This is a genomic window from Mycoplana sp. 10N416 (assembly GCF_056394765.1).
Window position 1 is genome coordinate 1 of the sequence record NZ_JBFTIM010000025.1, and the last position, 22,847, is coordinate 22,847.

At 55.9% G+C, this 22,847-nt stretch carries 23 protein-coding genes and 5 pseudogenes; 9 read left to right on the plus strand and 19 right to left on the minus strand.

Annotation, left to right across the window (positions count from 1 at the left end; all coding sequences use genetic code 11):
• Positions 1-183, minus strand: a pseudogene (locus tag AC1DDS_RS24515) (hypothetical protein); the annotation flags it as partial.
• A gap of 242 nt (positions 184-425) precedes the next feature.
• Between AC1DDS_RS24515 and AC1DDS_RS24520 the strand changes: the two are divergent.
• Both AC1DDS_RS24520 and AC1DDS_RS24525 read left to right on the plus strand, forming a co-directional pair.
• On the plus strand, positions 426-578 hold the full coding sequence (locus AC1DDS_RS24520) for a hypothetical protein (protein ID WP_477481241.1): 153 nt from the start codon (positions 426-428) through the stop codon (positions 576-578).
• Positions 575-874 carry a hypothetical protein gene (locus AC1DDS_RS24525; protein ID WP_477481242.1) on the plus strand — a complete coding sequence of 100 codons (300 nt, stop codon included), beginning with the start codon at positions 575-577 and terminating at the stop codon, positions 872-874. The genes AC1DDS_RS24520 and AC1DDS_RS24525 overlap by 4 nt, the downstream gene beginning before the upstream one ends.
• Positions 875-990: 116 nt before the next feature.
• Here AC1DDS_RS24525 and AC1DDS_RS24530 read toward each other — a convergent pair whose 3' ends face one another.
• The 10 genes from AC1DDS_RS24530 to AC1DDS_RS24575 form a co-directional block, all read right to left on the minus strand.
• Positions 991-3,117: a GumC family protein gene (locus tag AC1DDS_RS24530; RefSeq protein WP_477481243.1), complete on the minus strand. Its 2,127-nt coding sequence runs from the start codon at positions 3,115-3,117 to the stop codon at positions 991-993.
• A 141-nt stretch (positions 3,118-3,258) separates the two neighbouring features.
• Positions 3,259-4,125: a metallophosphoesterase family protein gene (locus AC1DDS_RS24535; RefSeq protein ID WP_477481244.1), complete on the minus strand. Its 867-nt coding sequence runs from the start codon at positions 4,123-4,125 to the stop codon at positions 3,259-3,261.
• A complete protein-coding gene (locus AC1DDS_RS24540) occupies positions 4,122-5,537 on the minus strand; it encodes an O-antigen ligase family protein (RefSeq protein ID WP_477481245.1) in 1,416 nt (471 codons plus the stop codon). The genes AC1DDS_RS24535 and AC1DDS_RS24540 overlap by 4 nt, the downstream gene beginning before the upstream one ends.
• Positions 5,534-6,211 (minus strand): hypothetical protein, encoded by a 678-nt coding sequence (locus tag AC1DDS_RS24545; protein WP_477481246.1) that lies wholly within the window; start codon positions 6,209-6,211, stop codon positions 5,534-5,536. The genes AC1DDS_RS24540 and AC1DDS_RS24545 overlap by 4 nt, the downstream gene beginning before the upstream one ends.
• Before the next feature lie 23 nt (positions 6,212-6,234).
• Positions 6,235-7,371, minus strand: a complete 1,137-nt coding sequence (locus tag AC1DDS_RS24550; protein ID WP_477481247.1) for a glycosyltransferase family 4 protein — start codon at positions 7,369-7,371, stop codon at positions 6,235-6,237.
• A gap of 2 nt (positions 7,372-7,373) precedes the next feature.
• Positions 7,374-8,327 (minus strand): glycosyltransferase family 2 protein, encoded by a 954-nt coding sequence (locus AC1DDS_RS24555; protein WP_477481248.1) that lies wholly within the window; start codon positions 8,325-8,327, stop codon positions 7,374-7,376.
• Entirely contained in the window at positions 8,315-9,682 is a 1,368-nt protein-coding gene (locus AC1DDS_RS24560; protein WP_477481249.1) for an O-antigen ligase family protein, read from the minus strand. The genes AC1DDS_RS24555 and AC1DDS_RS24560 overlap by 13 nt, the downstream gene beginning before the upstream one ends.
• Positions 9,682-10,905, minus strand: a complete 1,224-nt coding sequence (locus AC1DDS_RS24565) for a lipopolysaccharide biosynthesis protein (protein ID WP_477481250.1) — start codon at positions 10,903-10,905, stop codon at positions 9,682-9,684. Before AC1DDS_RS24565 ends, AC1DDS_RS24560 begins: the two co-directional genes overlap by 1 nt.
• A gap of 92 nt (positions 10,906-10,997) precedes the next feature.
• On the minus strand, positions 10,998-12,014 hold the full coding sequence (locus AC1DDS_RS24570) for a UDP-glucuronic acid decarboxylase family protein (RefSeq protein WP_477481251.1): 1,017 nt from the start codon (positions 12,012-12,014) through the stop codon (positions 10,998-11,000).
• 70 nt (positions 12,015-12,084) lie between these two features.
• Positions 12,085-12,873 carry a sugar transferase gene (locus tag AC1DDS_RS24575; RefSeq protein WP_477481252.1) on the minus strand — a complete coding sequence of 263 codons (789 nt, stop codon included), beginning with the start codon at positions 12,871-12,873 and terminating at the stop codon, positions 12,085-12,087.
• Between the two features lie 297 nt (positions 12,874-13,170).
• On the opposite strand from AC1DDS_RS24575, the gene AC1DDS_RS24580 reads away from it, so the two are divergent.
• Both AC1DDS_RS24580 and AC1DDS_RS24585 read left to right on the plus strand, forming a co-directional pair.
• The gene (locus AC1DDS_RS24580) at positions 13,171-13,437 is read left to right on the plus strand and encodes a hypothetical protein (RefSeq protein ID WP_477481253.1); all 267 of its coding nucleotides are present in this window, start codon (positions 13,171-13,173) and stop codon (positions 13,435-13,437) included.
• A 192-nt stretch (positions 13,438-13,629) separates the two neighbouring features.
• Positions 13,630-14,100 (plus strand): hypothetical protein, encoded by a 471-nt coding sequence (locus tag AC1DDS_RS24585; RefSeq protein ID WP_477481254.1) that lies wholly within the window; start codon positions 13,630-13,632, stop codon positions 14,098-14,100.
• 38 nt (positions 14,101-14,138) lie between these two features.
• Here the strand turns inward: AC1DDS_RS24585 and AC1DDS_RS24590 are convergent, their stop codons facing one another.
• On the minus strand, positions 14,139-14,657 hold the full coding sequence (locus tag AC1DDS_RS24590) for a transglutaminase-like cysteine peptidase (RefSeq protein ID WP_477481255.1): 519 nt from the start codon (positions 14,655-14,657) through the stop codon (positions 14,139-14,141).
• A 377-nt stretch (positions 14,658-15,034) separates the two neighbouring features.
• The gene (locus tag AC1DDS_RS24595) at positions 15,035-15,325 is read right to left on the minus strand and encodes a hypothetical protein (protein ID WP_477481256.1); all 291 of its coding nucleotides are present in this window, start codon (positions 15,323-15,325) and stop codon (positions 15,035-15,037) included.
• A 326-nt stretch (positions 15,326-15,651) separates the two neighbouring features.
• Here AC1DDS_RS24595 and AC1DDS_RS24600 point away from each other — a divergent pair, with 326 nt between their 5' ends.
• The gene (locus AC1DDS_RS24600; RefSeq protein WP_477481257.1) at positions 15,652-15,816 is read left to right on the plus strand and encodes a hypothetical protein; all 165 of its coding nucleotides are present in this window, start codon (positions 15,652-15,654) and stop codon (positions 15,814-15,816) included.
• 395 nt (positions 15,817-16,211) lie between these two features.
• Here AC1DDS_RS24600 and AC1DDS_RS24605 read toward each other — a convergent pair whose 3' ends face one another.
• A complete protein-coding gene (locus tag AC1DDS_RS24605) occupies positions 16,212-16,340 on the minus strand; it encodes a hypothetical protein (RefSeq protein ID WP_477481258.1) in 129 nt (42 codons plus the stop codon).
• A 342-nt stretch (positions 16,341-16,682) separates the two neighbouring features.
• Between AC1DDS_RS24605 and AC1DDS_RS24610 the strand changes: the two genes are divergently transcribed.
• Together AC1DDS_RS24610 and AC1DDS_RS24615 are read left to right on the plus strand one after the other, a co-directional pair.
• Positions 16,683-17,636 carry an SDR family oxidoreductase gene (locus AC1DDS_RS24610; protein WP_477481259.1) on the plus strand — a complete coding sequence of 318 codons (954 nt, stop codon included), beginning with the start codon at positions 16,683-16,685 and terminating at the stop codon, positions 17,634-17,636.
• An 86-nt stretch (positions 17,637-17,722) separates the two neighbouring features.
• Positions 17,723-18,676, plus strand: coding sequence for an NAD(P)/FAD-dependent oxidoreductase (locus AC1DDS_RS24615; protein ID WP_477481260.1), 954 nt, complete (start codon positions 17,723-17,725; stop codon positions 18,674-18,676).
• Positions 18,677-19,312: 636 nt separating this feature from the next.
• Here the strand turns inward: AC1DDS_RS24615 and rpsU are convergent.
• Positions 19,313-19,540, minus strand: a pseudogene (gene rpsU / locus AC1DDS_RS24620) (30S ribosomal protein S21); the annotation flags it as partial.
• Between the two features lie 298 nt (positions 19,541-19,838).
• Between rpsU and AC1DDS_RS24625 the strand changes: the two are divergent.
• Positions 19,839-20,478: pseudogene (locus AC1DDS_RS24625) on the plus strand (IS30 family transposase); the annotation flags it as partial.
• A gap of 1 nt (position 20,479) precedes the next feature.
• Positions 20,480-20,877 (plus strand): annotated as a pseudogene (locus AC1DDS_RS24630) (3'-5' exonuclease); the annotation flags it as partial.
• A 106-nt stretch (positions 20,878-20,983) separates the two neighbouring features.
• Here the strand turns inward: AC1DDS_RS24630 and AC1DDS_RS24635 are convergent.
• The 4 genes and pseudogenes from AC1DDS_RS24635 to AC1DDS_RS24650 form a co-directional block, all read right to left on the minus strand.
• Positions 20,984-21,406, minus strand: coding sequence for a PIN domain-containing protein (locus AC1DDS_RS24635; protein ID WP_477481261.1), 423 nt, complete (start codon positions 21,404-21,406; stop codon positions 20,984-20,986).
• Positions 21,393-21,653, minus strand: a complete 261-nt coding sequence (locus AC1DDS_RS24640) for a FitA-like ribbon-helix-helix domain-containing protein (RefSeq protein WP_477481262.1) — start codon at positions 21,651-21,653, stop codon at positions 21,393-21,395. The genes AC1DDS_RS24635 and AC1DDS_RS24640 overlap by 14 nt, the downstream gene beginning before the upstream one ends.
• Before the next feature lie 135 nt (positions 21,654-21,788).
• Positions 21,789-21,912 (minus strand): annotated as a pseudogene (locus AC1DDS_RS24645) (DUF763 domain-containing protein); the annotation flags it as partial.
• Between the two features lie 237 nt (positions 21,913-22,149).
• Positions 22,150-22,728, minus strand: a complete 579-nt coding sequence (locus AC1DDS_RS24650; RefSeq protein ID WP_477481263.1) for a carboxymuconolactone decarboxylase family protein — start codon at positions 22,726-22,728, stop codon at positions 22,150-22,152.
• Positions 22,729-22,847 lie beyond the last annotated feature (119 nt).

Here is a 22,847-nt window from a genome sequence, read left to right on the forward strand (position 1 = left end):
CGCGGTCATGCCGATGACCATGTTTTGATCGCCCTGCCATTTGGCGCCATTGTTCAGCATGATCTCTATTGCCGCCTCGCCAGAGCCGTCATGCGCATGGGTTTGCGCCGCGACGATCCCGGGTGCTCCCAGCGCGAGGGCAAGAGCCACGGCGAAAGCGGTGAAGGGTCTTGCAGTCTGCATGGTCGTCTCCTGTGGTTGTTGTGTTGGTTCCGCCGCAACGGTTGATCAGGGAATGCCGTCGGGTTGGGATGAAAGTAAGCTGTCCATTTTCGAATAAGTATTGGCGAAACTTGCAAGAAGCCTTTGCATCGATGGTCAGGCTTCAGATGGCGAACGCTCCCCGCCTGGCCTCGACGCCGCCCTGTCAGTGCAGCCGGCTCGGAGGTCGCGTTAGGCCGCCGATGTGGCCTTCCTCAGAAGACATGGAAGGGCTTGCTTATGCGCATCGGCTGGCCCGCCGCTCTGCCGCCATCATCCGGCAGATCCTCGTGGATGATGTGCTGACCGAAGGCTCCAACCGGCAGATCCCGGTGGAACTCGAAAAGCAGCGGGCCTTGTGCGGGGTGCAGCCGTGAGCGACTGGCTATCCTATATCGGTCCGCTTGTCGCGCTCGGTGGCTTTATCCTCACTATCTGGTGGAAGGTCGAAGGTAAGATCACAGCGGCGAGCGAAAAGGCAGAGAAGGCCAGCGCCGACCTCGCAAAACACGAACTCCACGTCGCCCAGACCTATGCCACCAAGGCCGACCTGCAGGAGCAGACTGCCCAACTCCTTCGAGCGATCGAAAGCGTGGCCCAGCGTATCGACGCCATGAACGAGCGGCTAGACCGCGCGTTTGAACAAAGGACGGCTACACGCCGGTCCGCATAACCAAGCCCCTCTTCCTTACTCGGGAGAGGGGCTTTTTTGTTTGTCAGCTGCTAGCCTTACCGAGACTATAAGACCCTTCCCAGACGCCAACACCTTGTGCTTATGAAATACTTCATTCAAGGGTCATAGTAGTACCCTTGCTTGTCGAATGTATCGTCTCCACGTTTGTTCAAAACACAGATCAAATCCAATGGTCTGTCCCGCGCCGCGGAAATGGCGTCCAAGGCGGAACTGGCTTCTCGTTGGGGCGTTTGTCCCCATGCGAGCGAGAACACCAGCAAATCAGCATAGTGGGCTAGGTAGAGACCATCAATGATGGGTTCAATTGGCGGCGAATCAAGTATGATAAAATCATAGCTTTTAGTTGCAAGGCTGAGCATTCTCTTGAATTCCTCGCCAGCGATCAGCGTCGCCGGCATCTTCTCTGTCGTGCGGCGCCCGCCAATAATACGCAGATCTGTCTTTGAATCGAGCATGATAATGCTGTCTGACCCCTTGCCAGGCGACGAGGAAAGCAATTCCTGAAGCCCGACAGTTACAGCTACGCCGGTGTGCCGATGCACGGCAGGCTTACGCAAATCGCAGTCTACCAGCAGCGTCCTTCTCCCTTCCTGCGCGAAGTTTCGCGCTAAAGCGGTGGCGAGAGTTGTCTTGCCTTCGGCTGGTAGCGCAGAGGACACCATAACAATGAAGGCACCATGCTGTGCCGTCGCATCATGCCTGCTGGTCGATCTCTTTGCCTGTTCGACAGCTGCCCAAATCCGTCGCACGGCTTCTGAGTACCGCGAGGTTGGGGCGTGAACGATGATATCGGAAAGCGAGCCCTCTTCGTTACGACCCGAACTTCTCTGCAATGGCACCGTGAAAACACGCGGCACTCCAAGAACTGAGGCAACCTGGTCTTCTGACAAAAAGCCGCCGATATAGTTTTCATAAATGAACGCAAGCGAAACACCGAGCGCAATGCTGCCGATCGCGGCGAGACCAAGAACCAGACCGACCTTGGGGAATGACGGTTTGGTCGGCGCAAGCGCACTGGACACGATCCGGCTGTCGGCGATCTGTAGCTCGGCCTGCGCTTCCATTTCCTTCAATCGCGAAAGCAGTGTTTGATATTGCGACCGTGCAATTTCGGATCCCTGCTGAAGCTGATAGAGCTCTGCCAGTACCTCAGTAGGCAGATTGCTTTGTAAAACAGTTTCGCGGACACTTTGGCGCAAAGTGTCGATATCCCTTTCTGACTGATCGATCCTTTGTTTCAGAGCAGCGTTGCCAATTCTTGTCTGAACATTAAGGTCAGCCTCAATTCTTGCTAACTCTTCACGCAAATTGATTGGTTTTGTGCCTGTATTCGCCGCAATTTGTGTTCTGACTTTCTGGTGCTGCTCACCGAGCTGCCTGATCGCTTCTGAACGGAGTGATTCCGCAACGGAGGCCCAATCGTTGCGACGCACGCTTTCGTCCAATCCATGGAATGCTGCCAAGTCCCGTTCGTGCGACTTTCGTGCTGAAGCCAGACGATCGCGGAGTTCGGTGAGACTTGTGGAACCGTTCCTTTGGGCAATCTTCTCGAGATTGCTTCCGATGAAGCTCTCGAATTCGGCCTCCGATTCCTGGATTGCTTGACTGGCCTGCGCAATGCGTTTGCTAAGGACTTCCCGAGCGGTCAATATCGAGGTGATTTTGGTCTCGACCTGTGCTCGGATGTATGTCGCGGCAATCGCATTGGCGAGCGTCGCTGCTTTGTTTGGGTCCCGCGACTGCACGTCCACGGATATGAGGTAGGTTGCTCCCACGCGGTTGACTGCAACGTGCCTGGCGAAGCGTTCAAGCGTTTGCTGCGTCTGTTCCTGCTCGGACAGTGGTTGAGGTGCTCCCAGGCGCAGCTTAAGGAGAAGGGCGTTTATCCAGTTGCCCGTGGTGGCGAACTCAGCATCCAAGACGAGTTGGTTTTGTTTGACCACGGAGAGGAGAATGGCTTGGGAGCGAAGAATTCCGACTTCGCTTTCCACTCGCGTGTTCTCGGCTCCGAAGTTGGCCTGGCTTAAGGTCGTATCGAGGAGATTCTTCGTGCTGGGGTCGATCTGGATAAGGGCGGAAGCGGTATAACGCGGTGTTATTGCAAGTAAAGCGAGTGCCGCGAGCATAAGAACAATGGCAAACGTTGACAATATAAGCCGGATTCGTCGTCGGATCGGCCCAATCAGTTGAACTATATCGAACCCCGGATCACCGCCTTTCATCCGCACGTCGAGTGGCTGCCATCGGGGGCGGGAATTTGAATTTGAATTAAGGACCTGCATAACGGCCACCATCGGTTAATGGGCGAGCGGCGCACGGTTGGAAACGGCCCGAGCCTAACCTGCCGCAAGTTGACGATATGTTTAGAGGGCTGTTTTCACACTGCATGAGATTATCTGGAATTGGTCAGCCGAAGTCAGTCGGACCGCTGTAAGAATGCCGGTGTCGTAGGCGCCGGTGTCGAGGCATATTCGATGTGTCGATACAAACGGCGAAACGCTCGGTGTGTGGCCGTGGACGAGCAGTGGATCATGCTTCTCACGGCGGTAGTTCCCGCCATCGCGGAGCCATTGGAGATCACTGTCGCTCTGTCTGTCTAGCGTCACCCCAGCGCGTAGACCTGCATGAACCAACACGATTTCTGGCGCACGCACCATGATCGGCATTCGGCGCAGGAAAGCGATGTGATCGTCAGGGATGTGGGCACTAATAAGCCGGTGAACGGCTCGCCTGCTGCGCAATGAAGACAAATGATCCGCGTCGAGTCCATACGACCACAGCGTTGCGGCTCCTCCCCAACGCAGCCAATGGCTGTTCTTGAGGGGGGCGGAAAGAAAAGCAAGCATTGCTTCCTCGTGGTTGCCCGCCAGGCAAATTCGCTCGATATCTGCCGCCATGGGAGCCATTAGCCAATCGAGCACCTGCGCGGATGCCGGACCGCGATCAACATAATCACCCAGCATGACCACGAGTTTGCGTCCCGGAATTCTTTCGCAATCGGCACGGATTTTCTCGTCCATTTGTTTCAGAAGCGCCAAAGATCCATGAATGTCGCCGACCGCATAGATTGCAGCCGGCCAGACCGGCAATATGATGCGAGTTCGCTGTCTGCTACTGGAGCGGCGATCCAATGGCGAAAAAAATACACGGCGAGCAGCGCTGACAAGCCGCTCCCACCCACTTCCGGTCATTACTGCTTGATCTGGCAAGGCTTGACCGAGTGTTTTCATCCCGCAATGTCCCCGCCAGCAGGGAAGGGAACACGACTTAAGCTTGTTTGGCGGTCACGTGCGGCACCGAAACCAATCCCCAGCAGCAGCAGGAAAAGAAGAGTATTTGCCTGTATTTCGAGACTAAAATCGACCGTGGAGTGAACGGTTGCCACAACGCCCACCCCTATACTGGCCACTTCGGCCGAAAATCTCTGCTCCTTTCGCCACAACGAGCGGCAAGTAGCCATCCCAATCAGGCACAGGACTACCAACGGCAGGCTTCCCGCGATCATTCCGTACTCGACCCAAAGCGCAAGATAGGTGGAGTGCGCTTTGTCCCATACGAGGTCAGTGGGCACCGGAGGTCGGTGAAAAATAGGATAGGCGAGCTCAAAGCTATCGCCCCCATATCCGAGAAGTGGGCGGGCGTTGATCATCTCCATTACCTGACTGTAGAGCGCACTGCGGGATTCTGCCGACTGGTGCGCATTATCAAATCGCTCGGCTAACCTTGATCCATAGAGGATGCTGATAGTGGCTAGCGCACCGGCAGCGAGGATAATTTTCATTCTGTGTCTCAGGCTGTCATCGCTGCCCTTGAGTATGCCAACACCGGCAGCGAACACCACGCCACACGTTGCGGCAATCGTCCCCATGCGTGATTGTGTGGCCACAATCGTAGCAGCCAAAAGAAGCATTTGCGCAAAGACGAGCAATCTCGCGTGAAGCCGAACCGGGCCCCGCTGCTGGGCATCCGATGGCGGCGAGATCAGTAGTGATGTGGCGATCACCAACCCGAATGCCAGGAATGTCGCGAACGAGTTCCGGTTGACGAAGAAACCGGTTGCTGATCCTAGATAGCCCCATTTAGGCAGAAACAGAATGGTGTCGCCGAGTTGCTTCAAAGATAGAAGTGCGCAGAGTGCGTTCGTCGCCACTATAAAGAGGACGGCGTGTAGCATGAAAATGCGCCGTCGTTCGTTTGTCGAGGCCTGAACCGCCAGAAAGAAGAACAATCCATATCCCACGTTGCGGATAGCCGCGAGTAAGGTCGACCCTGGGGTGAGGCTAGGGTAGGCACTGTAGAACCGAGCGCCAGTGGCGAAGCTGAACTCACTTGCACCCGTATCGGCCGCCAACGGGAGTGTTTGAAAGAGTGCAAACAAGCAGAAGGATGCCCAAAGCACCAGCGGACCGCGCAGGTCGGCTATAGGTACGGACAAAGTGCGGTTCGCAGATGCGGTCGTCACAAGATAAATTACACAGCAAAGACCCGTGGCGGCTGCCCATGCCGCCCAAAAGAAGGGCCGGTTGCTCGCGAACGGAATAGGTGCCAAAGAAACGACAGCAAGAAGGTACCATGTGACGCCGTCTTTCCGGCGCTTTGTTGCCAATCCAGGAGCGAAGTCGACTTTCACCGCAACAGTCATTGTGCGTCCTGCCTCGCCTTCATCTGACGCTCTAGCTTTTCGACGAGGCGCCATTTCATGTTGTCTGGTAGATTTTCCGCTTCCTCGAGCACATGTTGTTTTAAAGCCGAATCTTGGGTCATCGCGAGCGTGATCGCCTTGGCGCCGCGATCTGTCATCAGATGCAATCGAATGTCGCTGCTCTGGTTAGTGCGTGATTGCGCGTTCAGGGAACCGTTGTGGCTCGACGCAAGTCGGACGCGCAATTCGCCTAGCCAGAGTTCGTAGGGGCTGAATGCCTGAGCCATCTGCAAACGCTGATTGAAGGCATCTGTTTCGCCCGCTGCGGCGGCCGCGTAGGCACCAACGAACCAAGCATAGGCATGGCTTGGCGATCTTGCCACAATCCCCATGGCTAGGTTGGAGCAGTGCCGAAGAATTGCCTGCCGCCTCTTGTGCGGTTGTACGCGTCCGTAGACCGAGTGCATGTCGCGCAGGCAATCATCGAGCAGGAGGTTACTCGAGTATATTGAAAAACCAGGTCTTGTGGTTCCATCGAGAAATGCGGGGATGCTCAGCGCCGGATCACGCGAGCTTGTCAGCAGGACCGCCGCCTCTCGCCAAGCGACAGTACCCGCAAGGATTGTGAAGAGACCCAGGACCATCGCCGCTGCATGCAGAGTGATGCGAGCCATACGACGCTGTTGCCTTGGCGCGCTCACCTTGCTGTCACCTTTTGCCTATACTCAGTCAGGACCCGCGCATAGGAGGCCAAGGTTTCCTTGCAAATCTGGTTCCAGTTGTACTTGGTAAGCACGAAGTCGGAGTTGCCAGTTGTATGGTCGCCCATCAGTTGCAATGCGGTAATTGCTGCTTCCAGCCCTTGGTGAAGACTTTCCGGATCGTCGCTTTTCACGATTGTTGCCCGGTAGCGCTCGCCATCGGCCACGACTTCGAGATTTTCTGGAATGTCGCTTACGACGACGGGAAGATCATAAGCTAGTGCCTCTATTAAGGACAACGGCAGTCCTTCCAGAACGGAAGGCAACACATAGAGGGCGGCATTTGAGAACACAGCTGCAAGTTCACTCCCATGCAGGTGTCCGGTGAAGACTACGCGGTCGTCCTCCTTCGCCAGCGCTCGCAAATCCTTTACAATTTCGGGAGGCCCTTCGCCGGCGATCACCAGCTTTAGCTTGGTTTCGCACTTGCTGAACGCGCGGATGAGGTGGTCAACACGCTTGCATTCGACTAGCCGTCCGACGAAAACAACGTACCCCTTTGGCAGGATCCCAAATCGGTCGGAGGATTGTCCAAGTTCAATGCGCGCCTGCTGGAATGATCCGTTCGGGATGTAGGTGGCCTGCCTGCGGCAAGCATCAGCGAAGTGACGTTGGAGCGAGCGCGAGACGGTGATGACCTCGGCAGCGTAGCGAGCGCTGACGTACTCTCCCAGCCGAAGATAGCTGCGTGCGAATGGCCCCCATTTCTCACGCTTGTAGTCGAGGCCGTGGCATGTCACCACCGATGGTCGCCGTGCGAGCCAGCAAAGAAAAGCCATGCTGGATGGACCGAGCGCCTGGAAATGGATGATGTCGTAGCGACCGAAAATTGCATGAATGGTCGCAAGGACCGAATAGACTATCATTTCCAAGTTTTTCGACCGAATTGTTGGAATGGTGATACGACGCATGCCTCGGTAGGGCGCTGTCGATGCACCCTGACTACTGCTCATGCAATAGACAAACACGCTGTGCCCCTCCTCAACCATGCGTGCGCCGATTTCCTCGACGGCTGTCTCGACGCCGCTGTATTTGGCAGGGATCCCTCTCAGCCCGATCATCGCGATACGCATGGTCATCTTCCAACATTACAGCGGAACGGTGCCGCGGCCCGAAACACCATCCGCTGCAAACGCCCTATTGTCCGTAGAGGTGAACATGCGGCGGCAACGGCCAGTCGGGTGTGCCCTCTGAGCCGTTTGCCGCCGGAAATTTGTGTCAATGCAATGCGGTACTGTGCGAGCGCATAAAGATCGATCTGCTTGCGCCATCGGAAAAGAAAGTGGCGACCGCGGCGGCTTTTGAGGAAATCTTCGAAGGTCCGCTCTTCTTCGCCGCCCGCTCGCCGGACGGCACAATCGCAGGCGAACTCGATGCCGAGCTGCTGCTCCTGTAGGTGCGCCACTCTTGCATTTCCCCCATGTAGCCTCCATGCGTAGAGATCATCTGGCAGATTGGCGAGCTGGCTGACCTCTCCCACGCGAAGAAACATGTCCCAGTCTTCTCCCATGCCACGTATCCGGTAACCTCCTACCTTACGTAGGACGTCTGTCCTCCCCATCAGGCTACCATGAACCAATGTCAGCGCTTGGCGGTGTAGGCCGGCGACAATCTCTTCATGCTTTAGCGGCAGGCGTGGTGAAAGAACGCTGGTGCCGGCTGTTCCGAAATAATGGAATTGTGTGCCGACCATACCAACCAGTGGGTGGGAGCGCAGGAAACTCAATTGCGCAGTAAACTTCGAAATCGGTATAACGTCATCCGCATCCATACGTACGAAAAACTCGGTATCGCAAAGCTTTAAGCCACGCGTTAGCGTCGCGCCGAGGCCGAGCTTGTCCTGAGAACGGGAAACAACGATACGCTGATCTCCGAAATCGGCGATCGTGGCGTTGCTTCCGTCGGTAGATCCGTCATCGAGAATGAGTAACCGGAAGTCCGGCATGTCCTGGGCGAGCACCGAAGCGATAGCCTCTCGAAGGAACGCGCCTGCGTTGTAAGCGGGCATGAGAACAGTCAGCGAAGCCATTTGCGCCCCCTTTGACGGGCGATACTCCCGCCGCTGTGTAAGTCGTGGCCATGCCCTTCGTAGCCGATATTCCCTGTCAGCACTTTCCAACGTGCCCTTGCGCAGATCACGACGAAGACCACGACAAAGGCGTTGACGTTGACGGCGAAACCGGAATCGAGCGTGCAGAAAGCTAGTACCGGGAAAAAGATGGCAAGCGTTTCGAAATCGAGCCGATTTGTAGCGCCCCCGCGCAAACGTGGCCAAGCCAAGCTTAGTGCGTAAGCACCCAAGGTGCCGAGTGTCATCAAAACCGTGAATGCTCCCGCATATCCAAGGTCGATGACGGCTTGAAGTACTAAATTGTGGGCATGTGAAACGCCCTGTCCCCACTGTTCCCCAAGAAGTGGTCTACCGCGCAGTGAGCGGAAACCGTCCCCCAGCCACGACTCGCTGATGCGCTGCAATGCAACGGAATAGATTTCTGATCGTCCGGTGAGGGAGTTGAATTCGTCGCTTGACTGGCCGCGCATGAGGACGGCGGTAAGTTGGTTATCAAACCCTGGCATGCATAGAGCGGCAGAGAGGCTCAGAAAGACTACAGTGGTCGCCAAACTGACCGTGCCACGACGAATAGCAACTATGACGAATCCGGCGGCCATTCCGGCGATCGCTGTACGACTTAGCGTCAGAATGACCGTTATGGCGAGCCAGACTACTAGTAGGCGGCGGAGCCGCAGTGCCCCGTCACTCGTGGCAATGCCGACCGCTCCGATCGCCGCAACGATCGATAGCAAACTTGGATGCCCGAATGCCGTACTGAAACGCCACATTTCGCCCGGTGAGCCCCCGAAGCGGATGTAGCTTTCTTCCGCTGTAGTAATCCACTCGAGGCCGAATGTGATACCGAGCGTACCAAGCAGCAGCAACATCCAGTTGATGCCAACGTAGAGAACGATCAACCTGTAGATTGCGTCGAGGCGGTGCCCCATGCTGCACACGAGCAAAATTAACGTTAGGTTCTGCGCCGCGTAGAAGAAGGTGAAGGCGGGATTTACTGAGTACAATGTTGATGCCAGCGCGAGGCAGGTAAAGGCGAGGTACCAGGCGACCGGGCCGCGTCGCAGAAGATTAAGGTCGACACGACCTGACAGCACGCAACTCACGGCAAGCAGCCCAAGCAGCCCCCAGGAAACGACCTGAAACGCAACCTGTCCGTCCACTGCGTTGCCACCGAGCAGATCGTTGATGCTGCGCGTACGAAACATCGCGAACGTGGTGATGATCCAAACCGCGACCGTCGCAAAACCTAGTCCGATCCCACGGTTTGAGGGCTGCTTTGCGAGGTCTTGGGTGAATGTCGTTACTCGAGACATTATCCCCCCATCGCCTTGTTGGTGAAACCAAGGCGGTAGAAGGCATTGAACCGCAACGCAGCCGCCACTGTATCTGCCGACAGCACCGCGACACCCGCCCCTAAAAGGCCTGCTCGCGGATACAGCATGGTGAACGATGCGAACAGCGTCAGCAGGGCGATCACATTTATGCCGGCGTTTGTGGCTGACCCTCCGGCCGCCCAAAGAGCTATATAGCTCGCCATAGCGCCCGCGCGGACAATTGCGGCGAGCGTTAGAACTGCGACCAATGCACCGTGACCTGCAAAGCCCTCACCGAAAAGAAATGACAAAAAGAAATCGCCGAGGAGGATCAGCGGGGCGCTGGCCACCGCCAAAGCCCCGAAGAGAAGCAGCGAGTATCGCTGCACGAGCGGGCGAGTGCATGCAAAGCTTCCATCGCGCCAAGTATTAGCGCAAACCGGCATTAAATTGTTGGCAATGCCTTGCGTGAGCGGGTTAGTCATCATCACGAGCGAATGAGCCGCGCCGAAGACGCCGACAGCCAGTTGGTCCCCGAGAGCTGTCAGTGTCCACGGAACTCCATAGAGCAGGACGATAAAGGTCAAGAGGGCGCACAGGTTCCACATGCCGAGCGAAACATTGCGCTGAAAGTCCGCGTGGATTGCTCTTAAGGTCAATCGAAAACGCGGCTGCTCGGCCAACCACCAAGGCACGATTGATGCAATGTTCGCTGCCGCTAGTGCACCGAGCGCAGTGGTCGCATCTAACTGTTCGGTAGCAGCCAGCCCCAGCAGGCCAGCCATCTGCATAACAGCCGCGGCAACGTCAACAACCAGCGCGTTCTGTGCTCTCAGTTTCGCCATTGAGTAACGCCGGCTCAGTTCCCGAATGAGGATCGCCGGAAGAGCAATCGCAAGCATCAAGAGCGGAGCGGTAAATTGGAGTGCACGATCAAAGGCATCAGCCAGCAACGCGCTTGCGGTGAGCGCTAGCGAACACAGTAGTGCGAGTACGATTTGATGAGCAACTACGCTACCCAGGTACGTCCGTTCGTTGTGCGTGCCCTTCGAGCGCGTTTGCACCATGTACGGCGCGATCACAAGCGATTCACACGCAGCACTTGCCAGCAGTATCGTGGTGAAGCAGACCACGTAGATTCCGAGCTGCTCGGCACCGCAGAAGCGTCCGATCAAGACGACCGTTCCAAAGTTCTGCAGGCTGACTACAGCCTGATCCAGCAACGTGTGTACCAATCGGCTATTGACGATGGAGGTCGAGGTAAAATGGGTTGCCGACGGGCGCGTTAAGCTCCTTACCGAGAACAACAGCCTGCTCATTCTGCAGCGGTTAGGTGTTGCGAGACGGCCGCGGGTATCAACATAGGCGACGTCTCCATCACGTCGGATGTAAGAGCTCCAATCTGGCTACGGAAATGCTGGATTGTTCGCTTGAGGCCCTCCTCGACGTTTACCCTTGGTTTCCAGCCGAGGCGATCCCGGGCAAGCTTGATATCGGGACAGCGCTTCTTGGGATCGTCTGCAGGAAGGGCCTTGTGAACGATCCGCGACTTGGAACCAGTCAATTGAAGTATCAATTTTGCAATCTCAAGAACTGTCATCTCGACCGGATTTCCGAGGTTAATCGGACCGATGGCTTGGCCTTCGGCATTCATCAATGAGACGAGCCCACTGACGAGATCGTCGACATAGCAGAGGCAACGGGTCTGCGTGCCTTGCCCGTAAATTGTAAGGTCCTTGCCTGTGAGGGCCTGCACTATGAAGTTCGAAACCACCCGGCCGTCATCTGGATGCATGCGCGGACCGTAGGTGTTGAATATGCGCGCGATCCTGATGTTGGCCCCCCGCATGCGGTGGTAGTCAAGGAACAAGCTTTCTGCGCAACGCTTCCCTTCATCATAGCATGAGCGAATGCCCAGGGGATTGACGTTCCCCCAATAGCTTTCCCCTTGCGGGTGCTGTTCCGGATCACCATAAACTTCGGACGTTGATGCCTGAAGAATAGGCGCTCTAACTCGTACTGCGAGCTCCAGCATATTGATGGCGCCGAGGATACTTGTCCGTGTTGTGTGAATCGGATCAGCCTGGTAATGGCCGGGGGATGCTGGGCATGCGAGGTTGTAAATGGCGTCGACCGTCAAATCGATCGGAGTCGTTATGTCGTGCAAAATGAATGCAAAGTTTCCGGAGCATTCCATTTCGCGAATATTTTCGTGAAAACCGGAATACAAATTGTCTAGGCAATAGACAAAATTTCCCTGCTCGAGGAGTCGTCTACATAGGTGCGACCCTACAAAACCAGCGCCGCCAGTCACAAGTATACGTTTTTTCATCAACCTATCTTTCTCGATGTATTGAAGTTTTCTGCGTATTACTAGGAGTGTTTTTAGGCGGCCAACAGTGCTAAAAACCGGTTCCGCCTGCTCTTAATTCATTGCTCAAGGTCCGTGCGATTATCTTGAAATCCAGCCAAATACTGAATTCCCGAATGTATTCGAGGTCGTGCTTAACTCGCGCAATTGCCGCCGTGGCATCCGTGGTAGGTCCGCGCAAGCCATGCACTTGGGCCAGGCCAGTCAGGCCAGGCCGCACTGCGTGGCGGCGGTGGTAGTCTGGTACCAAATCCTCATAAGGAATGCCGCCGGCCAGCATCTCTATTGGATGGCAGCGTGGCCCTACCAGCGACATATCCCCCTTCAGCACATTCAGAAGCTGCGGCAACTCGTCGATGTTAGTTCGCCTGAGGACGGCGCCCAACCGGGTCACTCGTGTGTCACTGCGCACTGCCTGCCGCAAGCCGGAATCTTCGACTGTAGCCGCCATCGAGCGAAACTTGTAAACACGAAATGGCTTTGAGTTGCGCCCCCAGCGATACTGCGTGAAAATTGCCGGCCCGCGGCTTTCCAGCCGAATGGCAAATATCAAAATAACGAAAGCAGGAAGAAGGAGAGCCAGTGCAGATGCGGAAATAACAATATCGATTATTCTCTTTGCAAGCGCTTGGCTATTCTGAAAGCTTCTTCCGATATTTACTCTTGTGACCAAGATATATGATTTCTCTTGGAAATCGTTTCCAGCGTTGATACCGTTTTCTGTCGCCGACCCTGCAAGCGGGCGGTCTTTTTTATTTGAATGCAGTGAACTCTTTACTCTTAACACTTGTACACCTGCATAAACAAAGCCGCTGCGCATCCATCAATACGCAGATCCACCGTTGTCCGGCGCCTATATGCTTGTAAGAAAGCGTCCTAACCCTGCGTGAACGTTTACACTTGAGTAACCACTTGGTCAAGCGTCACCTAAAATAGTGCTTTTTTGGCGTGACTTTCACGAATCCAGATGGTTTTCTTTGAGGGCAACGTTCAGATTTGAAACAGTTTTTCAAACTAAAGGTATTGTTTTGAGGCAGGGTGAAAGATACTGGGACTGGTTACTCGTGGATCGCAATGTTGAACATGGCGTCGCGGTTTCGGACCCTCGGAGTTCAAATTGACCGTTGTGTCCGGTATTCTCTTCATTGGAAGTGTCTTTTTGGGAACAGCTCTCGGCTTCATCGGTTCCATCTTCTGGTGGATCACGGGGGCACTTATTGTCCTGGGCGTCTTTTGGGCCATCGACGCGACCGCGATTTTAGTTTTACTGACAATCGGGGTGTACAACGGAGCGTTGATCCTCGGAGTTCTCTTGAGAGTTGCGGCTGCACGAAGGCGGGCAGAGAAGAGCAATGCGGATGATACTTCTGCCAAAAGCCGTTGACGACATTATAATTTATACGACCAGCCATAAACGCACCGCCGCCAGTGACGCTTGGGTGTCATTCAGCCGGTGATACTCCGCGCCAACTATATTTAAGGATGAGGAGAGCAAAATATATATAGTTAATGATTGACTAAGGCGGTGAACGAGGGATACGCTGCAGTCATCTTGGCGCTATTCGGGGCTATCCTGATGTTCAAAGTAACATGTTTGACTATGTTTTCCGCACTGTTTGTCATCCCGGCTGCCGCGCAAACGGCAGGGATCGCTGCCACGCGAGCTGTTGTTAATGCTTGCGGATCGGGAGATCCAGCATGCCGCGGAGCCATGGGCAATTACATGGATACGCTTCAAGCCTCGAGCGGTAGGGGCGAGATCTTTGACCAGGGAATAGCCGATCTAGTTGTTGCACTTGCAGATGCTGCAAGTGAAGACGGAAAATGTAATGAACTAGACAAGCAGCTTGGCTTAGCGATTTCACAAGCCAGCGCTTTTGCAGTCAATGGTGCCCAGCGCGGACAAATCGAACAGATCGCGCAGGCCGTCACCGCATGCTCGGAGATCCAGACTGCGTCGATTATGCCGATCAGTGAGGGGCTGACCGACGAGGGGGGCGCAACGGGAGAGGCGGCAGCAGCGAGACAGGCGGCCAGCCCGAACTGAGAGGTTTCTTTGGATAGGCCGCATAGTACTTGTGCGGTTTATCGCCATTTCAGAGGATCAGAGCTGGCAATGGTGATAAGGCGCAAGTCTGACTGCTGCCAGCTTTTAATAGAGTTGGTCCTGTTATCAAGAATACGATCGCCCTTGGTAGTTCTCACGACCAGCACGGCGTGGCCTTCGCCGCGACGGGTCCGTACGACGGCCATACGCAGAGCGCTGCCAGGAAAACCGAGTTGAATGAGGTGGCGCCGCTTCGTGAGGGCAAAGTCTTCGCAATCGCCGGACGCAGCCCCAACGGTCCATTTGTCGACACCCGAGTCGTTTCGGGGGCGAACCTTGGCGTTCACCGCTCGGTTGACTTTGTCCAGTTTCGCCCAAGTAGTACTGGTGAGGTTCACGTGTTTTCTGCTGCTGCCCCTGCACTCATTTGGCGATTTCAGACAGAAGAGTTGATACGCTAAGGGTGCAGTGCGGCTTGCATTCGATGCAAAAACTTCGGAGAAGTTAAAGCTAGCGATAGAAAGAGCTGTAAGTGCGAGAACTAAAGCTTTGCGCATAGAAACCTCCATTTGAGGTCATTAGCCTGTGGCGTCTAATGTTTATTTTTGGTTCAAGATCGCCATAAGAGTTTGTTCTTGCTCGTAAATCTCGGATGATGATTAACACGCCAACTTGTTTTTCTATGCAATTTTATCGATCGGAAAAGGCCGGCACGCGTTTGGGGCAACCCTGCGAAGCGCCTAGCAGTATTTCAAGCAAGCCTATCGGTTCTGCTTGGCAAAGAGACGGCAAAGGGTGGCCTGCTCTTCGTGCAGGGGCAAGTCTCTTTGCAGATTTGTAGAGCAAATATGAGGCGTCGGTCAGCTGCTGGCATCTTTACGCTGACGGCGCCCTTCGCCACAGACGTCATAGCACCCGTATACGCCCGTCGCATTCATCTATTGGTTGCTGTCGGCGAGTTGCGGCCGTGGCAGATAGTAGGTATGAGCCAAGCGCTTATTTTGGGCGCAAACGCTGGGGGAGCAGCCGTCGAGTTTGTCGTTGCTGCTCGCTCTTCGCCTTCGGCCAAGAACTCAAGCAGGGTTGCGATCAGAGACTCGGCACCGTCCTTGTTGACGGCAAGTTCGATTGATCCTTGGTCCGTCACGACTTCAAGCACGCCGATGAGTGGATCTGTTGAGAGCGTGTAGATCTCGCTTTCGTGCAGCGTGTTAAACTCATGCATCTTTGCGTTCCCCCCAAGCCTGTCCAATAACGTCGCCTAGGTGCTCGTGGAAGGCAACACAGTGACCGCTGCCAAGGAAGGCCGCTGAGCGCGGGGATCGGCTTGACCGTTGCTGGGGGGCAAAAGAAAGCCCACCGGAGCGGGCTAGTCACCTTGGGAGGAAGCGCGAATGCTATACTCGTCGCGCTTATCTCCACGGTGCGCCACCAGCGTAAACATCCGGTGAAGGGAGCCCGTGCGCAGGCAACGAAGAGCGATCTCGACGCTGGGTTGTTTCTCTGGTTTACTCACGCCACGGAGGGGACGTCGTCAAGTTCAAGCGCAGTGTGAAGCGCGGCGGCAAGGCGCTGTCGCCGTGGCTGTTCGTTTTTCCACTGATCGGAATCGCGGCCGGCATTGCCTATGGCTGGACAACCCTGCCGCCCAAGTATGATATCTCAACCCACATTCTCGATCTGCAGCGGCGCGGTCCGCACAACCTGCGTCGTTGACGGCGACACCTTCTGGCTCGACGGTATCAAGTACCGGATCTCCGATATCGATACGCCAGAGATCAGCAAGCAGAAATGCGCTTGGCCAGCCTTAACGTGTTGCTCGTGCGTCCTGCCGCGCGTGCTGCTGCGGGAGGTGTCCTTCGAATCGGAAGCTCTTCTAGTAGACTTGTCGCCACTGTGTTTGGTCGGTTGACCAGATTTGCCGTGTGTCTCACTTTGCTTGGGCATGTCCTTCTCCTCGGGTACCGAAGCCGAATTGACTTCGCGCTCTAAACGTTCGGATCAGGATCTGTTCCAATCATCTGTCGAAATCGCCCTGACACGGTCGCTACCAGCGCGCGGTAATCCTCTGTAGCGAAAGGCTGAGAAGTCCCGCACCGGGGAGGTCGTCGTCAGTACTTGAGCGCGGCGATAACGATGTAGAGGGGGACGCCGACGGACACGATTGTGGCCGCAATTATGGATGCCGTCCTAACGATGATCGTACGTCTGGCGCGCCGGGCATTCCACTCATATGCCATGGTATCCTCCCTATCACGGCCTAAGGCAACCATTCGAGGAAGTCGAATGCAACCCTGTAACGCTCTGCCAATCAGCCGAGCTTGAATATAGCAGTCTGTCCTCGTCGCCGTTCCAGGTATTTCATAAGTCCAGGGGATCGATCGCCGTGACCGTAATGGTTGCTGGATGTGTCATTCTCAGATGGGTGGCGTCGGGCGTCGCGCCACCGTTCCGGTGCAGCTCATTATTCTTACTAAGGGGTTCTAAATTCCAGACCGGAAGAGGGAGAGGCAATTTTCGTTCTCACCCGTAACTTTTTCCTGTGTGCGGCGTTCCTCTACCTCTGAAGGAGGAGAGTTCTCATGCCATCGAGCACCACCCAAAAGCAGCGCCACATTCAAAGCGAGGTCGCAAAATCCGATAAAAAGGAGACAAAGACGCGCACTGGTCCCATGCAGGCTGGAGCACGTCGTTATCCGGAACCTCCATTTCCGAAAGTCCATCAAGCGAAACCCGGATCAGAGGCGGATTTGCCGTTGGCTCCGATGTATGACGCACCTTTTTACAGGGGATCCGGCAAACTTGAGGGTAAGGTTGGACTGATCACTGGTGGAGATTCTGGGATTGGCAGAGCTGTTGCCATTCTGTTCGCGCGCGAAGGCGCTGACATTGCAATTGTACACCTAGATGAGGCGGAAGATGCGAAGGACACCAAGGTCGCAGTTCAGAAGGAGGGGCGCGAATGTCTTGTCCTTCGAGGTGACGTCAAAGATCCCAATTTCTGCAGGCGAGCTGTCGAAGAGACGGTCAAACAGTTGGGACGTCTGGATGTCCTGGTCAACAATGCTGCATTTCAGGTTCATACACGTAATATCGAGGACCTAAGCGAAAAGCATTTTGATGAGACGCTAAAAACAAACCTCTATGGCTATTTCTATATGGCCAAGGCCGTTGTCCCGCACCTGAACGATGGGGCATCGATCATCAACACCGGGTCGGTCACCGGATTGGACGGCTCTAAGGAGTTGCTCGACTACTCAATGACCAAGGGCGGAATCCACGCATTTACGAGGGCACTCGCTGCGCAACTTGTTCCCAAAGGCATCCGAGTGAACGCTGTGGCTCCCGGACCTGTCTGGACACCATTGAACCCCTCCGACAAGAACCCTGAAGACATCGAGCAATTTGGCGCAAAGACACCGATGAAACGGCCAGCTCAGCCAGAAGAAATCGCGCCTGCCTACGTCTTTCTCGCCTCTCCGCAAATGTCTAGTTACATCACAGGTGAGATTTTGCCGATCGTTGGCGGTTACTAGCAGCAAAATTGGGGGGCGGCAGTTGGAAGCAATCACGCGCAAGCGCACGCTTAGATCCTTCCAGCCGTTGTGGGCCAGTACACCTCATGTTCGCGTTTTTGCCGATCGATCGCCTGCCGGCGAATCGTGTCTGGCAGCGGTCCGCCAAGGCCGTAGAAACGTTGACAGCGCTTGTCGATCTTCTGGGCATACGCTGCCATCTTGAACGGAAGAGTGCACTCTATCTTGCTGGAGATGCATACGGGGCGCGAGCTCTGAAGAGGGAAGCCCAGGCGCGCGGCGAGGCGGGTATATCGGCCCATTTCCTCAACTCTGGTGAACTGCGCAACCGATTCGGAATTGAGCGGACCGCTGCCATCGAGTCCTTTGTCTCGGCCACTGCGAATCCAGCGCAATTGACGTCTGGCTTATGGCGGAAGGCACAAACCGATGGCGTCTCGATTGTTGAAGAATGTGAGATCACCGACATTCGCTCCATCAATGACTGGAACGTTGTCGCGACTTCTAATGGGACAATCCTTCAGGCGAGGCACGTTGTTTTCTGTACTGGCTACGAGTTTCTTGACGCGGTGGCAAACCAGGGGCATCGAGTTGTCTCCACCTGGGCCCTAGCTACCAGACCGCACCATCCGCGGCCGCAATGGCTCAAGGATCATATCGTGTGGGAGGCATCGGATCCTTATTTGTATTTCCGCTCGACGCCTGACGGTCGTGTCATCGTCGGTGGAGAGGACGAAGACGGGGCCAGCACGTTTGAGGATCCTGTTAAGCTCAAATCGAAGACCAGGCTTTTGCGTCAGAAGCTGGGTGACCTCCTGAATATTCCCATTGAGGAACCCGACTATCAATGGGCAGCTGCATTCGGGGTCACGGCAGACGGGCTCCCGATGATCGGCCCTGTACCAGAATTGCAAAATGTGTACGCCGCCATGGGATATGGAGGCAACGGCATCACATTTAGTCAGATTGCAGCAGAGATCGTGTCAGCTGCGATCCTGGGCCACGACGATCCAGACAGCCAACTTTTCCAGTTGCGATGACCACGAACCGAGGTTGCGCCGGTCAGAGCGTCGGCGCAGGGAAGCTAATCGTCTGTGTCGTGGCGTCATTCTCATTCTTCGTCATGAAGGTGTAACGCGCCTTCCGCTGAATTTAAAAACGAGCAAGGGTACTGCGGCCGCACCGGCGGCCCCAAGTCGGAAGTAACGTACCGCTGCGCTAAGAAAAAAGGTCGCTACCACCGATCCTGCGAGATGGAGCCAAAAGCGATCGTTGAGCGTCTCTTCCAAGACGAGCGGCAAACCGTCCTCGTTTGGAGCATGAGCTTTCGTAACTCGCGTACTTCGGTTCGAAGGCGAGCAATTTGGTCCTGCAAATCTATGTTCAGGGAATCGCTGCGCCGTTCATTCTGTTCGTCTTCGAGCTCGTCCAAATGCTCACGAAGTTGCGCAGGGGTGTCGAAGCCGCTTGAGCGAATATTGGTCACATGCGCCTCCACCAATTTGGTCATTCCCGCGTAAATCTCCTTGGCTCTGTAAAGTTCCCCGGGTCGCCACCCGATGACCCGAGCCAGTCGTGAGTGCTTGGCCTTTTCGAGAGCGGTAAATAGCGGCCCACACAAGCCACTTGGCGAAAAGTCGCTCTACCTGCCATTCGTCGTCGTCTACATTACTTGCTTTTTTGGACGGCAGCAGGCCTTCGCGCTGCATTTGCTTGCGGGCGAGCTTGCGCTGGCGGCCGATGGCTTCAGCTTTTTCGCGTGCCCGTTTGACAGACGGCTTCTCAAAAGCCTCTCTCATTCGCATTTCGCGAAAAACGCCGTCGCGCTGCAGCTTTTTTCTGAGAAATATCGCCGAACTCAACCAGAGACGCGTTCCCCTCGGAGCCCTCGGTTTCCGCTCCATAGGAAAAGCAGCGCGCGTGAGGTTGTCCAGTAAAGCGGCGGTGTAGATTCGCGTGTGGCACCGCCACACGCCAAACTGAATTTGGTTCAGCTTTCCCATGGTGTTGGAGTCAATGATGCAATGCTAGGTGATGGCATCAGGCTATGGGATCGGCTGATTGGCGCGGCCCTGGCGACCTAGGAAAGTGCTCGTCCGTAGCGACGACGTGCACGTCAATATTTAATACATTTGTCTGTTGAGAAGGTTCGCCCATCCTCTCCGCCACTTACCCTTGGGGGTCTCGCGCGAGGAACAGCGCATGAAACGCACCTACTCCCAGATTGACATGGATGAACGCTGCGAGATTGCCCGCTGGCGGATGGTTGGCGTGAACGTTGATCATATTGCTGCGAAACTCGGTCGCCACCGCTCGACGATTTTCCGCGAGAGCAGGCGCAGTTAGTCGAACCACAGATGCCGGATCTCAACGGCTACTATTGCGTCACGGCCAACGAGGTGGCGCGCGAACGGCGCGCCACGCTGCGCAAGCTCGCTCGCTTCGCCCATGTGCGCCGGTCTGTCATCGAGCGGATCCTGCACGGCTGGTCGCCGCAGCAGATCGCCGGACGGATGCGGTTGGAGCGCCATCCAGTCTCCGTTAGCCACGAGACAATCTACAAGTTCGCCTACTCGCCGGACGGCCATGCGATCAAGCTGTGGCGGCATCTGCCGGAGGGCCGCGCCCGGCGCGGGCCGCGGCGTGCGAGACGGAGGCACGGCCGTCGTTTCAGCCCGACCTCAACATCCTTTATCGTCCCGACGCTGTGGCCGCACGCCAGCAGTTCGGCCATTGGGAGTGCGACCTGATTCAGTTCCGCAAGAAGTTCGGCAAGGCGAATGTGACGTCACTCGTCGAGCGGGTCAGCCGCTTTGCCGTGTTCCCGCGCAACAACGATCGTGGTCTTTGCAGACAAGCCCTGGGCCTGCTCGGTGTCGGAGGTGGATTGGCAGGCGCGTGGCTTTGAGGGAACGAAGCTCGGCTATCTGGTCGGCCAGGCCGGCTATTTTTATGACGGGCATCGGGCTGTCGACGATTGCTTTGCGCTTCTGGACGTCCTCGATGGCAATGGCGAATGCCACGCCGGATCTGCGTTCGCCGAGTTGTACGAGCGAAGTCAGCGTTCGCGTGTCCGGATCTTTGCGGAAAATTCTCCCTTCGACCTCAAGGATCATCTGAAGGGGCGGGGGTAACGCTGGTCCGACGGCAGTGACGTTGCTGGCTGCGAACCGAAATCTACCGATACGATGCCAGCCCGCCGATGAAGCGGCTGACGGCCTTCGATCGTTTCAAGGGGTAGTCGGAGCGATGAAAGGTGAGGCCTCCAGCGAGCAGCGCGTCGACAATTGCCTGCCAAGTTGCTCTACGAGCGCGCGTCTGGTGCCGGATTTTGGCGATCCGCAATGTCAGCGAAGCGCCCACGGATTGATGATGGTCAGGCCGAGTTCCTCGAAATCGGCGACTTTACGGGTCGCCAGTGCGGCGCCGCGTGAAAGCGCGATGGCGGCAATCTGCGCATCGAACTGGCTGATCGGCCGGCCACTTTTGCGTCGATCCGTGGCGATGGTGCCATAGACATCCGCAGCCTCGCGGTCGAATGGCAGCACACGCCCGGCGAGATCGTCGGAAAAGATTGGGAGAATGGCTGCTTCGAGGTCGCGCCGGCGTCGACCGTCGGGAAGTAAACGCAGGCCGTAGAGAATTTCGGCCTCGGTGACCGCCGTCGTGAAGATTTGACCGGAACGCTCCTCCGCCAACCAGTCCACGACACATGGCGTGGGCTTTGGAAGCAGCAACTCCGATATGACGGTCGTATCAAGAACGATCATGGTGGCTGAAATCTGGTGCGTCGCGGATCGGCTCGCGGGCGGGAATATTCAGTGTGACGCCGCCGAGTGGCTGCAGTCGTGCGCGAATGGCGCTGGCGAGGTTTCCCGGTGCCGGCTCCTGGAGGGCGAGGACCGACTTCAGAATATCGCGCGCCTCATCTTCCATGGACCGGCCATGCGTTGCCGCCCGAATTCGAAGCTTCTGCTTCAGCCGGTCATCGATGTTGCGAATGGTCATGCTCGCCATCGGGGCCTCCAGTCATCAATGATTGCATATAAGGCATTGCATTCACCGCCAGCCAAACTCGTTGCAGACTAAGCTCCTGTGGGTAGTCCAATAGTCACGGTTATTTGGCAGGGAGCGACGTCCTTAGACAACGGTCACGTTCAGCGGAACGGGAAATGGATGGCGATCTTTCGCCCCATGCGCGAGCGAATAAACGGCAGGGTCGGAGAAACGATGGAGCGCCATGGGTGACTTCCGTCACCATCGCCAGTGCCTGCACGGCGGCGTGGAGTCCGGATGCCTTCATGTCGCTGTCCTAATCCCGTTCTGACTTTGTTCGCCACATAATCCTGGGCCATGACGCAGACAATAGGCAAAGCACATGAGGGCTGCGATACGACGGCGTGCTGCGGCTGCGTCGTCGTATCGGCGCATCGGCGACGCAAGTTCGTTTTGCGCCGGAAGCAGGCATGGAGACTTGCTATCGATCGATAGGCTCAGGCCACCTGGCGCCGTGCTATTTGCGACCCACCGCCATCTCTTCTCTAATTGCTGGATCAGTGTCGAGAAACTCCGGTTCGACCGTTGCACCCACAGCATCGAAGAAGCGACTCATGAAGCTGCGAAAGGACGCGGCTAACGCGATATCGGCAATATTGACATCGGAGAAGCCCACGTCCCGCAGCCGCTGTATGTCTGCTGCGGTTATCTGCGATGCGTTGCGGCTGATCTGTTCCGCGTAGGCCAGCATCTCAACCTGCTGATCACTAAGCCCAGCATTGCGGTAATTCCTTCGAACCGCCAGCGCTTGTTCACGCCCAAGCATCGTCGAAAGGCTGCGGAAATAAACGTGAGAGCAGTAGCTTGAGGGGACATGCTGAGCCGCAACAAAAGTAATCAGCCGAAAGTTCAGTAGACCGAGCAAGAATCCGTCCCGTATCTGATGGAGCAGGTTCTCAATTGGAACGATGAGATCGGGACGGGCGGACCAACACTGGGTGGCCTGCATCACACGTCCCATTGCTTTCACCTCGGCATCGTAAAGTGCTGCAATTTCGCCCGTTGCCTCGGCGGGTTCGATGGTGTTGATGAACACGACGGCCTCCCAATGTGGTTAGTTCCGCCAGAGTAGCATGCTGGAGCGAGGATGATCCTACCGCAATGGTCATTTGCTTTTGTTGCCATGGGATGAAAGGCAGATGTGAGCTAGGCTAA